This window comes from Kocuria rhizophila, assembly GCF_003667225.1.
In the GTDB taxonomy this organism is placed as follows: Bacteria; Actinomycetota; Actinomycetes; order Actinomycetales; family Micrococcaceae; genus Kocuria; species Kocuria rhizophila.
This window is the reverse complement of record NZ_RCOM01000071.1, coordinates 1-13,372: the sequence shown is the minus strand read 5'-3', so window position 1 is coordinate 13,372 and position 13,372 is coordinate 1. Positions and strand designations below refer to the sequence as shown.

10 protein-coding genes are annotated in these 13,372 nt (G+C 71.9%); 5 read left to right on the top strand and 5 right to left on the bottom strand.

What is annotated here, in order from left to right; all coding sequences use genetic code 11:
• The 5 genes from D9R02_RS09395 to D9R02_RS09375 all read left to right on the top strand — a co-directional run.
• A partial coding sequence (locus D9R02_RS09395; protein WP_220700421.1) for a sensor histidine kinase occupies window positions 1-1,237 on the top strand: 1,237 nt, incomplete at its 5' end.
• The gene (locus D9R02_RS09390) at window positions 1,234-1,971 is read left to right on the top strand and encodes a response regulator transcription factor (RefSeq protein WP_070636314.1); all 738 of its coding nucleotides are present in this window, start codon (window positions 1,234-1,236) and stop codon (window positions 1,969-1,971) included. The genes D9R02_RS09395 and D9R02_RS09390, both read left to right, overlap by 4 nt.
• Window positions 1,972-2,083: 112 nt before the next feature.
• Window positions 2,084-2,968: an ABC transporter ATP-binding protein gene (locus D9R02_RS09385; protein ID WP_070636312.1), complete on the top strand. Its 885-nt coding sequence runs from the start codon at window positions 2,084-2,086 to the stop codon at window positions 2,966-2,968.
• Window positions 2,965-4,104, top strand: coding sequence for an ABC transporter permease (locus D9R02_RS09380; protein WP_121241877.1), 1,140 nt, complete (start codon window positions 2,965-2,967; stop codon window positions 4,102-4,104). Before D9R02_RS09385 ends, D9R02_RS09380 begins: the two co-directional genes overlap by 4 nt.
• 178 nt (window positions 4,105-4,282) lie before the next feature.
• Window positions 4,283-6,691, top strand: a complete 2,409-nt coding sequence (locus tag D9R02_RS09375; RefSeq protein ID WP_121566806.1) for a S9 family peptidase — start codon at window positions 4,283-4,285, stop codon at window positions 6,689-6,691.
• Between the two features lie 51 nt (window positions 6,692-6,742).
• Here the strand turns inward: D9R02_RS09375 and D9R02_RS12350 are convergent, their stop codons facing one another.
• The 5 genes from D9R02_RS12350 to ligA form a co-directional block, all read right to left on the bottom strand.
• Window positions 6,743-7,618: a glycosyltransferase family 32 protein gene (locus tag D9R02_RS12350; RefSeq protein ID WP_070636308.1), complete on the bottom strand. Its 876-nt coding sequence runs from the start codon at window positions 7,616-7,618 to the stop codon at window positions 6,743-6,745.
• Window positions 7,615-8,739 carry an NAD(P)/FAD-dependent oxidoreductase gene (locus tag D9R02_RS09365; RefSeq protein WP_121566805.1) on the bottom strand — a complete coding sequence of 375 codons (1,125 nt, stop codon included), beginning with the start codon at window positions 8,737-8,739 and terminating at the stop codon, window positions 7,615-7,617. The genes D9R02_RS12350 and D9R02_RS09365 overlap by 4 nt, the downstream gene beginning before the upstream one ends.
• A 205-nt stretch (window positions 8,740-8,944) precedes the next feature.
• Window positions 8,945-9,682, bottom strand: a complete 738-nt coding sequence (locus D9R02_RS09360; RefSeq protein WP_121566804.1) for a LysM peptidoglycan-binding domain-containing protein — start codon at window positions 9,680-9,682, stop codon at window positions 8,945-8,947.
• A 430-nt stretch (window positions 9,683-10,112) separates the two neighbouring features.
• Window positions 10,113-10,997: an inositol monophosphatase family protein gene (locus D9R02_RS09355; protein ID WP_019310092.1), complete on the bottom strand. Its 885-nt coding sequence runs from the start codon at window positions 10,995-10,997 to the stop codon at window positions 10,113-10,115.
• Complete coding sequence (gene ligA, locus D9R02_RS09350; RefSeq protein ID WP_121566803.1) at window positions 10,994-13,315, bottom strand: NAD-dependent DNA ligase LigA; 2,322 nt, start codon at window positions 13,313-13,315, stop codon at window positions 10,994-10,996. The genes D9R02_RS09355 and ligA overlap by 4 nt, the downstream gene beginning before the upstream one ends.
• Between the last annotated feature and the right edge of the window lie 57 nt (window positions 13,316-13,372).

Here is a 13,372-nt window from a genome sequence, read left to right as displayed (position 1 = left end):
GCCCCACCGCGCCCTGCCGCCGGGGTGGCGCTGGCGGGATGCCCGGGGTGCCGGCGTGCTGGCCCTGGCCGGCGTCGAGCTGGTGTACCTCTCCGACTTCGTGCAGTCGGTCCCGTGGAAGGCGGATGTCGGGTGGGTTGCCCTGGGCGCCGTCGTGCTGGCCACCCCGCTCGCATGGCGGCGTCGCTTCCCCGTGGCAGTGATGGTGGCGGTGTCCTTCGTGTACTTCGCGCTGGTCACGTGGGTCGGGATCGAGATGTACGCCTCCCAGGTGGTGCTGTTCCTGGGCTTCTACTCCGTGGGGGCCTGGTGCCCGGACCGCCGTCGCGCCACGTGGTCCCGCGCCGCCGTGGCCGTGGGGATGGCGGGGTGGCTGGGCTGGAGCACCGTGGAGCAGTTCACGGATCCGGAGGTGGGTGAGCGCGGCGTCAACGCCTACATGGCGATCGCCGCGATCCAGTTCGTCGTGAACATCGCCTACTTCGCCGGGGCGTGGGTCTTCGGCGACGGGGCGTGGAACGCGGCCATCGAGCGGCAGGAGCTCGAGGCCGCCCACGCCGAGATCCGGCAGCAGCAGGAGCGGCTCGCGGAGCAGGCCGTGAGCCTCGAACGGCTCAGGATCGCCCGCGAGCTGCACGACGTAGTGGCCCACCACGTCACGGCCATGGGCGTCCAGGCCGGGACGGCGCGCCTCACCATGTCTCAGGATCCCCGCGCCGCCGCCGAGCACCTGCGCGGTGTGGAGTCCTCCGCACGGGAGGCCGTGACCGAGCTCAAGACCATGGTCCACACCCTGCGCGACGGCGAGGAGGCCCCCGACTCCGTGCCCCGGCTCTCCGACCTCGAGGCACTCGTGGCCGACGCCCGGGCGATCGGCCAGGACGCAGTGCTCAAGCGGATCGGCCCGGAGCCGCAGCTGCCGCCGCCGGCCCAGCTGGCGCTGTACCGCACGGCACAGGAGGGGCTCACCAACGCCCGCAAGCACGCCGGGCCACGGGCGGTCGTCACGGTGCGGCTGCGCACGGAGGCCAGCCGCGTGGAGCTGGAGATCAGCGACAACGGGCGCGGCGCCCGGCCAGGGAAACCGGCCGCCCACGGCACGGGCACGGGCCTGATCGGCATGGAGGAACGGATGGCGTCGATGGGCGGCACACTGGACGCGGGCCCCAAGGCGGACGGCGGCTGGCTCGTGCGGGCCACGGTGCCCGTCCACGCCCCGCAGGAGGTCCTGCCGTGAGCCTGCGTGTCCTGCTCGTGGACGACCAGCCGCTGATTCGCCTCGGCTTCTCCGCCATCCTCACGTCGCAGGAGGACATGGAGGTGGTGGGAGAGGCCGCGGACGGCGAGGAGGCCCTGGAGCTCGCCGCGGCCCTCGACCCGGACGTGGTGTGCATGGACGTGCAGATGCCGCGGCTGGACGGCATCGAGGCCACCCGTCGGCTCGTCGCCTCGGATTCCCGTGCCGCCGTGCTGATCCTCACCACGTTCGACACGGACGAGGCCCTGTTCGCGGCGCTCTCCGCCGGTGCCTCGGGGTTCCTGCTGAAGTCCGCGGGACCCGAGGAGCTGATCCAGGCGGTGCGGGTGCTGGGCCGCGGCGACGCGCTGCTGGACCCTCTGGTCACGCGCAGGGTGCTGGCACGCACCGTCGAACCGGCGGCGGAGGTCGATGCGCAGACCGGCCGTGCCCCGGCGGGTGACGCGGCGGCGTCGTCCGCCGGCCGTCCCGGCCCGGAGTCCGAGATCGCGGACGGGCAGGACGACGCCGCCCGCGCGGGTCTCACCGCCCGCGAGACCGAGGTGCTGGCCGCCATGGCGCGCGGCCTGTCCAACGATGAGATTGCGCGCGAGCTGTTCGTGGGCAGGGCCACGGTCAAGACCCACGTGTCCAACGTGCTGCTGAAGACGGGGGCGCGTGACCGGGTCCACGCCGTGATCTGGGCGTTCGAGCACGGTGTGACCGGCGCCTGAGACCGGCCCCACCGCGCAGTGGGCGTCTCCTCCCCCGGGCGGAGGATCGCGGGGGTGCAGAATCCGCCGCCCGGGGGAGTCGGACGCGGGCGTGACTTCCTAGGCTCGAACCATGATCACAGTGAACGGGGTGAACAAGTCCTTCGGGTCGGCGCACGTGCTCGAGGACCTGACCTTCAGCATCCGCCCGGGCCTCATGACGGGGTTCGTGGGCGGCAACGGCGCGGGCAAGACCACCACCATGCGCATCCTCCTGGGGGTGCTCTCGGCGGACTCGGGACGGATCGAGGTGGACGGCTCCCCCATCACCGCCGACTACCGCGCGGGCATCGGGTACATGCCCGAGGAGCGTGGGCTGTACCCCAAGATGACCGTGCTGGACCAGCTGGTCTACCTGGGCCGGTTGCACAGCATGACCGGCGCGGACGCGAAGGCCCGGGCCATGGCGCTGCTCGAGCGCCTGGGGCTCGCCGGCCGCGCGGGCAGCCGGCTCGAGGAGCTGTCCCTGGGCAACCAGCAGCGGGCCCAGATCGCCGCCGCACTCGTGCACGACCCGGTGGCCCTCGTGCTGGACGAGCCCTTCTCCGGGCTGGACCCCCACGCCGTGGAGACCACGGTGCAGGTGCTGCGGGAGACCGCGGACACCGGGGTTCCCGTCCTGTTCTCCTCCCACCAGCTGGACGTCGTGGAGCGGCTGTGCGACGAGCTCGTCATCCTCGCGGACGGGCGGGTGCGCGCCGCGGGCTCGCGCGCCGAGCTGCTGGCCGCCCACGCCGTTCCCGAGTGGGAGCTCGACGCCGCCGCGGACACCGGCTGGGTGCGCGAGGCCCCCGGCGTGGAGGTGCTCGCCTTCGACGGCGGGCGCGTCCGCTTCCGGGCGGCCTCGGACGCCACGGCCCACGCCGTCCTCACCGAGGCCGTGGCCCGGGGCACCGTCCACCGCTTCGGACCCGTCACCCGCACCCTGCACGAGATCTTCACGGAGGTCACCCGATGAGCACCGCCACCGCCACCCCCACGAGCACCACCCACCAGCGCCAGCCACGGCGCACGCCCTTCTGGTCCGCGGTGGGCACCGTGGCCGCACGCGAGATGGGGGTGAAGGCCACCTCCAAGCCCTTCATCATCACCACGCTGATCCTGCTGGCCGCCGCACTGGCCGCCACGCTGCTCGTGCCACGCCTGGGCGACCTGTTCGCCGGGGACGCCACGAGCGTGGCCGTGGTGGACCAGACCGCACCGTCCGTCCAGGCCCTCGGCGAGGACTACGCTCCGCAGACCGTCGCCTCCGCGGACGCGGCACGCGAAGCTGTGCTCTCCGGCGCGGCCGACGCCGCCGTGGTGCCGGATCCCGGCAGTCCGGCCGGTGTGAGTGTCCTGGCCATGACGGACGCCCCCTCGGGTCTGGTGCAGGCGCTGTCCACGAGCCCGGGGGTGGAGCTGCTGGACCCCGCAGCGCCGAACCCCGCGCTGCGGTACCTCATGGCCTTCGGCTTCGGACTCGTGTTCTTCATGGCCGCCGTGACGTTCGGCCAGCAGATCGCGGTGTCCGTGATCGAGGAGAAGCAGTCGCGGGTCGTGGAGATCCTGCTCGCAGCAGTCCCGGCGCGGGCCATGATGGCCGGGAAGGTGCTGGGCAACGCGGCCATGGCCATCCTGCAGGTGGCGCTGCTGGCCGGGGCACTGCTGCTGGGGATGCAGATCAACGGCAACGTGCTGCCCCTGGACGGGATGGGTGTGCCCATCCTGTGGTTCGTGATGCTGTTCTCCATCGGGTTCGTGATGATCGCGGCCCTCTACGCCGCCGCGGCGTCCATGGTGTCCCGGCAGGAGGACATCGGCTCCACGTCCATGCCCGTGATGATGCTGATCATGCTCCCCTACTTCGGTGTGATCTTCTTCAACGACAACCCGGAGGCGCTGCGCATCATGAGCTGGATCCCGTTCTCCGCCCCGGTGGCCGTGCCGCTACGCATCTTCCTGGACCAGGGCGAGTGGTGGGAGCACATCGGCTCCCTGGTGCTGCTGATCGTGACGACCGCCCTGGCCATCTGGCTCGCCGCGGTGATCTACGAACGCTCCATCCTGCGCACGGGCAAGGCGCTCAAGTGGCGGGAGGCCCTGAGGGGCTGACGGCCTGGCCACCGGTCGCGGACCCCGGTCCCGCAGCAGGCGGGTCCGGCGCGCGAAGGTTTGGGGCGCGGCTCCCGCGCCGGGCCTGGCAAGCCGCAACTGGAACGCAGCGCCACCCCGGTGGGCCGTGCGGTGAGACTCCCGCACGGCCCACCGCCGCGTCCCTAGACTGGGGCGCATGACTTCCGAGCAGCAGACCTTCCCCGTGGCACCCCGCCGTCCCGTGGAGCGCACGTTCCACGGTCACACGTTCGCCGACCCCTACGAGTGGCTCCGCGAGAAGGACTCCCCCGAGGTCCGGGCGCACCTGGACGCCGAGAACACCTACGCGGAGGCCGTCACCGCGGACCTCGCCCCGCTGCGGGAGAGCATCTACACGGAGATCAAGGACCGCACGCAGGAGACGGACCTCTCGGTCCCCAGCCGCCACGGGGACTGGTGGTACTTCGCCCGCACCGTGGAGGGCGGCGCCCACCAGGTGTTCTGCCGGGTTCCCGTGGCGGACCCTGCGGACTGGACCCCGCCCGCCGTGGAGCCCGGAACGCCCCTGGACGGCGAGCAGACCCTCCTGGACGCGAACGCCGCGTCCCAGGAGCACGAGTTCTACGCCCTGGGGGCGTTCAGCGTCGCGGAGGACGGCTCCCGGCTCGCGTGGTCCGAGGACACCGCCGGGGACGAGCGGTTCACCGTCCACGTCAAGGACCTCGCCACCGGAGAGCTGCTCGCGGACCGGATCCCCCAGACCTCCTACGGCGCGTTCCTCACCCCGGACGCGGCCCAGGTGGTCTACACCGTGGTGGACGAGTCCTGGCGTCCGTACCGCGTGTACCGGCACGTGATCGGCACGGACGTGGCGCAGGACCAGCTGCTGTTCCAGGAGGACGACCCCGGCCTCTGGCTCGGCGCCGAGCTCTCCGCGGACAAGCAGTGGCTCATGCTGTCCTCCTCCTGCTCGGAGTACAGCGAGTACCGCATCCTGCGCCTGGCTGAGCTTCCCGCGGACGACGCCGCCGTGCCGGGTTCCCATGGCCAGTCCGCCGGGGCGGCCCCCTCCACCGCGCACCGGGACGCGCCCGACGAGTGCACGGGAACGGCGCCCGGTCACGGTGATGGCACGAAGAAGGCACGCGCAGAGACCCCCGCGGACCTGCCGTGGCGGGTTGTCCTCTCGCGGGACGAGCGGGTGCTCTACGAGGTGGAACCCCTCACGGTGGCCGGCACCGATGTCCTGCTGCTCTCCCACGACGCGCACGCCCCGAACGGGCGCATCAGCCTCATGCCGCTGGAGCACGCTGGGTGGAGCCTCATGGAGGTGGACCTGGTGGACGTGGTCCCGGCCTCGGACACCGTGCGCGTGGAGTCCGGCATCCCCACGGCCACCCACCTGGTGGTGGCCCTGCGTGAGAACACCACACCCCGGGTGCGCCTGATCCCCCGCACGGCCCTGGAGCCGCTGGTGGCCGGGGCGGCGCACGACGGAACGGGCGCGCGGGCGGGCGGAGCGGCGTCGTCGTCCCCGGACACCGGCACGGCGGCGGACGCCGGGCTGCTGGCCGGGACCGAGGCCGCGTTCGACGAGGACCTCAGCAGCACCGGCGTGCTTTCTGCGGAGTACGAGAACCCGGTGGTGCGGGTGTCCTACACGTCCTTCGTGACGCCGCCGCGCGTGTACGACATCCCCACGGGCGAGCCCGGGGCCGGTGCGCTGGACGAGTTCGGCGTGGGTGAGCCCGTGCTGCGGCGCGAGACTACCGTGCTGGGCGGGTACCGCAGCGAGGACTACACGGTGGAGCGGGACTGGGCGGTCGCCGAGGACGGCACGCGGATTCCCGTGAGCCTGGTCCGCCGCGCGGACCTGGACCCCGCCGTGCCCGCGCCCGTGCTGCAGTACGCGTACGGCTCCTACGAGATCAGCACGGACCCGGCGTTCTCCATCTCGCGGCTGTCCCTGCTGGACCGTGGCGTGGTCTGGGCCGTGGCGCACGTGCGCGGTGGCGGTGAGCTGGGGCGCGCGTGGTACGAGAACGGCAAGAAGAACACCAAGACCAACACGTTCACGGACTTCGTGGCCGTGACCCGGCACCTGGCCGCGCGCCCGGACGTGGATGCGCGGCGGATCGCGCTGATGGGCGGCTCGGCGGGCGGTCTGCTCGCGGGCGCAGTGCTGAACCTGGCCCCCGAGCTGTACTGCGGCGGGCTGGCCGCGGTGCCGTTCGTGGACGCCCTGACCTCCATGCTCATGCCCGAGCTGCCGCTCACCGCCCTGGAGTGGGAGGAGTGGGGCAACCCCGTGGAGTCCGCTGAGGTCTACGAGTACATGCACTCCTACTCCCCCTACGAGAACGTGCGGGACGCCGACTACCCGCCGATCCTCGCCGTCACGAGCCTCAACGACACCCGCGTGCTCTACGTGGAGCCCGCCAAGTGGGTGGCCGAGCTGCGCACCCGCGTGGCGCGCCCGGAGACCGTGCTGCTGCGCTGCGAGATGGCCGGCGGCCACGGTGGCGCGTCCGGGAGGTACGCGCAGTGGAAGGACACCGCGTGGGAGTACGCGTGGCTCGCGCGGCAGCTCGGGGTTGCGGACTGACAGGGGTCCCAGCACCCCCCCCCCCGGGGATGAGGCCGTCAGCGCCCCGCGCTACTGGTAGTCGCCCAGGTCCAGCCTGAGGTCCAGGTCCTGCCGGACGTGGTCCAGGTGCTTCAGCTGCAGCGGGTGCAGAACGCCGCCCAGCATCCGGGTCCAGGAGACGGGGTAGCCCACCACCTCGCCGCGCTCCTCCCCGGGGAACTCCGCCGCCTGGTCCGCCCAGTAGCCCATTCGGCGCTCGACCTCCCGCAGCCACTCCGCGGTCAGGGGGGTGTGGGAGCGCACCAGGTAGGCCCCCATGCCCACGAGCCGGTGGTGGTGCCACGCCAGATCCGTGCCGAGCGCGCCGGTCAGCCGGGTCACGTCCTGTGCTGCTCTCTCCGGGTAGCCGCTCAGCCACGCCTGCTGGTCCGCATCCATCCGCGCGAAGGCGGCCTCCCAGGACGTCACGGGCGCCTTGAGGTCGCAGTAGCCCCCGCCGTGGTGGTGCATGAGGTATGCCCGCAGGTAGTCGGAGCGGTGGACCAGGGACAGGTTCTCGTACGCCGGGTGCAGCGGATGCCCCGGCACCAGCCACTGGTCCAGGTTCTCCCGTGTGACCAGCTCCACGGGCAGTCCGATCCGGTCCCGCATCACGTCCAGGTTGGCGCGTCGCCGCGGAGTCAGGGGATTGTCCCCGAGCCACAGGGTGACCACGCGCCGCGGCAGCTCCTGCGGCCCGTCCGGGGCCGGGGGCGTGCGGGCCACGAAGGAACGACGGTAGCGGGCGGCGTCGAACTCGTAGGTCGTCAGACGTGCGTGCCACGGCGCCGCCGTGGTGACCGCGGCGAAACGGAGGGCCTTCTGGGTTCGGCGGCGCCGCTTGTTCACCACGAACAGCGCGTGCTTGACCTGGCGCGCGGCCATGAGCGGATCCACCGGGCTCACGCGGCAGGCTCCGGCTGCAGCGCCCCCACCGTCCGAGGGCTCAACCAGTCCCCCACATGCCCGGCGACAACCTGCTCGGCCGCCGCGGTGGCCATCGCCGCGCTCGTCTGGAAGCCGTAGCCACCCTGCCCGGCGAGCCAGAACACGCCCTCGGCCGCGGTGTCCCAGCCGCACACGGGCACGCCGCACGCGCGTTCCGTCCGCAGTCCGGTCCACGCCTTCACCACCCCGGTGATGCGCAGTGCCGTGTTCTGCTGGACGGTCGCGATCAGGCGCTCGACGGCGCCCGGGTGCGGTTGCGCGTCGCACGCCTCGCTGGGCTCGGACTCCCCCACCGAGATCATGGCCCCCACGGGGTCGGGCCGGTAGTACCAGTGCTCTGCGGCATCCATGACCATGGGGTGCTCCGCGGGCATGGCCGAGTCCAGACGGACCAGGGCTGCGGTGCGGCGCAGCGGCTGCAGCCCCTGCGGCGCGGCACCCAGCAGCGAACCGACGTGCTCCGCCCACGCCCCGGCCGCGTTCACCACGGTGGCCGCGCGGACCGTGTCGCCCGGGTCCGTTCTCCGCCCGCCCACCACGGGCGACAGCTCCCAGACCTCACCGGACCGCTGCGCACCGGCCACGCGGAACCCCGTGCGGATGCTGACCCCGGCCTCCTCGGCCCGGCGCCTGTGCCACGCGAGCAGTGCCGAGGCGTCGGAGCGCACGGCGGAGTCGTCCACCGCGGCGGTGCGGTAGCGCGCCGGGTCCGCCCGGAGCTCGGGGCACAGCGCCAGCAGCTCTGCGTCGGTGGCACGGCGCAGGCCAGGCACCGTCTCCGCCGCGACGTGCTCGGCGGAACCGGCCACCATGAACGGGCTCGGCCACACCAGGGGCGAGGGCAGCTCCGCAGAGACCTCCGACAGCCGGGCAATGGACCACCGGGTCAGCTCCAGCACCGGTTCCGGGCCGTAGCTGGGAATGAGCTGCTGGGCGGAGCGCGCGGAGGTGTGCTGGGCGACGTCGTCCTCCGCCTCCAGGAGGCAGATGCCGTGCCCCGTGCCGCGCAGCCACGCCAGTTCAGAGGCCACGGACAGGCCCGCGATGCCCGCCCCAATGATCACGATGTCGAACTGCATGAGCCCATGGTGTCACCGCCACTGCGGCAACCCGTGCACGGCGGGCGGCGCGCAGGCTGCGGACGTTGGATGTCGGACGCCAGACCTCGGGCACACGAAGAACCCCGCCCCTCACCATGACGGTGAGGGGCGGGGTTCTGCGACCGACCCGGTCGATCGGCTCGGCCGGGTCAGCCGGTCATCGACGAGCGATGAGGTGCCTGGATCAGGCGGGGATGTTCAGGACCTGACCCGGGAAGATCAGGTTGGCATCGGCCACGGAGCCGGCGTTGGCGGCGTAGAGGGCCTCCCAGCCACCGTTCACACCCAGCTTGTTGGCGATGGTGCCCAGGGTGTCCCCGGCCTGCACGGTGTAGGTGCCGGCGGCGGGAGCAGCCTGCTGCACGGGGGCGGCGGGAGCGGTGTACTCGGCCACCGGAGCCTGCTGCACCGGAGCGGCCTGCTGCACGGGAGCAGCCTGCTGGACCGGGGCGGCCTTCGGCGCGGGAGCGGCCTGCTGCACGGGAGCAGCCTGCTGGACCGGGGCGGCCTTCGGCGCGGGAGCGGCCTGCTGCACGGAGGTGGACTGCGGGGCCACGGAAGCGGCCGAGGCGACGCCGCCGCCGTTGCCGTGCAGGCCCAGGCTTGCGGAGCAGGCGGGCCATGCGCCCCAGCCCTGGCCGGCGAGAACGTTCTCGGCCACGCGGACCTGCTCGGCCCACGAGGCGTTGTGGGCGGAGCCCTGGCCACCGAAGGCGGCCCAGGTGGACGGGGTGAACTGCAGGGCGCCGGAGAAGCCGTTGCCGGTGTTCGTCGAGGCGTTGCCACCGGACTCGCACTCGGCGAGAGCGTTCCAGGTCTCCATGGAAGCAGCGTTGGCGGGGACGGCGAACGCGCCCACGGCCAGGCCGCCCATCATGACAGCAGCGGTACCACGGCGGATAGCGGTTGAAGTCTTCATCATGCTCCGTCAGGCCACCTGCGCTCGTTCCCATCCCTGGGTGTCTTCGCGCCGTCGTCTACCCATAACAGTTAGGTGTGAGGGGTAGAAACTACGGAATGCTGCCATGTAGACGACGTACGGTGTGCGGCAGCATCCAGCACAATCCAGACGACGGATCGTGTGCGTCTGGTAGCGAACTTCCGCTCAGGAGAGTTCGCTGAGGAAGTTGTAAATAACGATAGCGTAACGGTTGCCCCGAGTTCAAGAGCTTCGTTACTTTTTCGTTATCCCGCTTTGGGGGACAACCCCCATCGCGGGCATGTATCACGGCACCCTGGCCGGTCAACCTGAGCCACGGTAGGTCACCCCCGCGTGACGGGTCAACCCAGGGAGCCCCGCGCTGTGCATAACGGCCGGATACACCGTTGATAACGGGAAGATTTCCCCCGCGCTATCCCGCGCTCCAGGCGGCGATCACGCTGGCCAGACGGGCCTTCTCGTACTCGGCCTCCCGCTGCTGGAGAGGCTCGGGCGCTGCGTTGCCGTGGGACTCGTCACACAGTGCCGGCGGGGCGGGGAGGTCGGGACGGTGGACCACCGCTCCGGCCTCGTGGGCGATCAGCGCGCCGGCCGCCCAGTCGTGCTCGTGCAGCGCCCGTTCCGAGTAGCCGTCCAGCGTGCCGTCCGCGACCATGCAGAGGTCCAGGGACGCGGCCCCGAGCCGTCGCATGTCCGAGTAGTCCTCCATGGTGTCCAGGAAGGATCCGAACTGTTCACGACGCACCTGGGCGTCGTAGGAGAAGCCGGTGCCGTAGAGCGCCCCCCGCTGCCCGGGCACCGGACCGCTCAGGCGCGTGTCCCTGCCCTGGCGTCGGACCCATGCGCCCAGGCCCGTGATGCCGTAGTACACCCTGCCGAGGGCTGGTGCATTGACGACCCCCACGAGCCAGTTCCCCTGCTCGTCGCACGCCGCCACCGACGTGGCGTAGTAGACGATGTCCCGGATGAAGTTGGTGGTGCCGTCCAAGGGGTCCACGGACCATCGCAGCCCGGAGCGCTGCGGCGGCACCCAGGTGCCGGACTCCTCACCCGTGATGGCGTCGTACGGCCTGCGTTCCCGCAGCACCGCCGTGACGGCCTCCTCCGCCGCGACGTCGAACGCGGTGACCCAGTCGCCGTCCGAGGACTTGGTCACCGCCTCGAAGGCCGCCGCATCCCGGCCGCGCAGCACCTGCGCCCCGGCCTCGGCCGCGGCCAGCGCCACCTCCAGGAGCTCCTGCAGCTCGTCCGTACCGGGCCCCAGGCCCTCGAGAGCATCCGCCACCGGTTCCCTCACTCCCCTTCCGCGGGAGTCGCACCCGTGGTTCCGGGAGCATCGCCGGCGGCCCCCTCGGCCAGGTCCGTGCCCTCCTCGTCCCCGAAGGCGTCCGGGCCCTCCGCGAGCAGCCGCTCGAACCCCGACTCGTCCAGCACGGGAACCCCCAGCGACTCGGCCTTGTCCAGCTTGGTCCCGGCGTTCTCCCCCGCCACGAGGAAGTGCGTCTTCCTGGACACGGACCCGGAGGCCTTGCCGCCGCGCTTCAGAATGGCCTCCTTGGCGGAGTCACGGCTGAAGCCTTCGAGGGAGCCTGTGACCACCACGGTGATCCCCTCCAGGGTGCGCGGGGTGGACTCGTCCACCTCCTCCTCCATGCGCACGCCCGCGGCGGCCCACTGCTCCACCACGCGGCGCCGCCAGGGCTCGTCGAAGAACTCCCTGACCGCCTGGGCGATCACGGGCCCCACGCCATCGGTCCCGGACAGGGTGTCCAGGTCCGCAGAGCGGATCGCGTCCATGCTGCGCAGGGACGTGGCCAGGGAACGGGCCGCCGTGGGGCCAACGTGCCGGATGGACAGTGCCACCAGCACGCGCCACAGCTCGGTGTCCTTGGCCTGCTCCATCTGGGCGAACATCTGCTCGGTGGTCTTGGACGGCACGCTGGGCCTGGCCCTGGTGGGTTTGGTCCAGAAGTACGGCACCAGCTCGGGGGTGATCCGCTGCGTCTTCTCCCCGGTCTCCTTGTCCGTGACCGTGCGGCGGGAGTCCCGCCACACCATGACGTCCCGCAGGTCCTCGGGGGTCAGGTCGAACAGCCCGGCCTCGTTGCGCAGCGGCGGAACGGAGAAGTCGCTCCCGTCCGGTGCGTCCAGCGGCACCGGCTGGGTCAGCGCCCTGGCGGCCTCCTCCCCCAGGGCCTCGATGTCGAAGGCGCCACGGCCGGCCGCGTGGTTCACCCGCTCCTTGAGCTGGGACGGGCAGGTCTCCGCGTTGGGGCAGCGGATGTCCACGTCCCCCTCCTTGGCGGGGCGCAGCGGGGTGCCGCAGGACGGGCACTCGGTGGGCATGACGAACTCCCGCTCGGTGCCGTCCCGCAGCGCCACCACGGGTCCCACGATCTCGGGGATGACGTCACCGGCCTTGCGCAGCACCACGGTGTCCCCGATCAGCACGCCCTTGGCCTTGACCACGTCCTGGTTGTGCAGGGTGGCCATCTCCACCGTGGAGCCGGCCACGCGCACGGGATCCATGAGCCCGAACGGGGTCACCCGCCCGGTGCGGCCCACGTTCACCAGGATGTCCACGAGCGTGGTGTTGACCTCCTCCGGCGGGTACTTGTACGCCACGGCCCAGCGCGGCACGCGGGAGGTGTAGCCCAGGCGGAACTGGGTGCGGCGGTCGTCCACCTTGACCACGATGCCGTCGATCTCGTGCAGCAGCCCGTGCCGCTTGTCCCCGAACTCGGCAATGAACTCGAGCACCTCCGCCACGGTGGAGAGCACCCGGGAGTACGGGCTCACGGGCAGGCCCCACCCGCGCAAGATCTCGTACGCCTCCGACTGCGTCTCGAGGTCGACGCCGCGCACGTACCCGATGCCGTGCACGAACATGGACAGGGGCCGCCGGGCCGTGACCTGGGGGTCCTTCTGCCGCAGGGAGCCAGCGGCGGCGTTACGGGGGTTGGCGAAGGGCGCACGCCCCTCCTCCACCATGGCCTCGTTCAGCGTGCGGAAGTCCTTCGAGGAGATGAACACCTCGCCACGCACCTCCACCTCCTCCGGGAGGTTCTCCCCGGAGAGCCGCTGCGGGATGGTCGTGATGGTGGCCACGTTGTGGGTGATGTCCTCGCCCGTGGTGCCGTCACCGCGCGTGGCGGCCCGCACGAGCACGCCGTCCCGGTACAGCAGGTTCACGGCCAGGCCGTCGATCTTGACCTCGCTCAGCCATGCGACCCCCGGGGCGCCGGGCAGCTCCGCGACCTGCTTCTCGGCGCGCTCGAGCCACGCCACGAGCTCGTCCGTGGAGAACACGTCCTCCAGGGAGTACATCTTCTCCAGGTGCTTGACCGGGCTGAAGGCCGCTCCGACCTCCCCGCCCACCTCCTGGGTGGGAGAGTCGTTGGCCTTGAGCTCGGGGTGCAGCGCCTCGAACTCCTCGAGCGAGCGGTAGAGCTGGTCGTACTCGGCGTCCGAGATCACGGGCTGGTCGTGCACGTAGTACGCGGCGCGGGCCTCACGGACCCGGTCCGAGAGCTCGGCGTACTCCTCCCGCAGGCCGGGCAGAAGATCCTGGACCTCGTGGCCTCCCGCTACGGCCGCCTGGACCTGGTGGTGCACAACGCCGGGATCACCCGGGACAAGATGCTCGCCAACATGGACGAGGCCAAGTGGAAC